General features: G+C 68.1%; 1 protein-coding gene. It reads left to right on the top strand.

All coding sequences use genetic code 11. The features are described from left to right. The coding region (locus tag ACPYOM_RS23815; protein ID WP_481347878.1) for a hypothetical protein at positions 1-238 on the top strand (238 nt) is incomplete at both ends.

The following is a 238-nucleotide window of genomic DNA, read 5'->3' as shown; positions in this document are numbered from 1 at the left end:
CGCTGGCGTTGAACGCCGGCAATATTGACGTGGCGGCGGTGGTGGCGGAAGCCCTTGCGGGACAAGGCAAACTTCTGAAAGCGGATGTGCGCCGGTTCAAAGGTACGGAGTTGGAGGCGCAGGTGGCAGCACTGGCCACCAGCGGCCGCACGAGCAAGCCGCCCAGGACGCAGACGAAGTCCGAGGGCGCCGCGCAGGCCGCGTCGTGGGTGCGCGCGCGCCAGGAGATGAACCACAC

Source organism: Monashia sp. HAY1-2A, assembly GCF_056755315.1.
The sequence above is the reverse complement of the archived record's forward strand: the minus strand, read 5'-3'. Positions and strand labels throughout refer to the sequence as shown.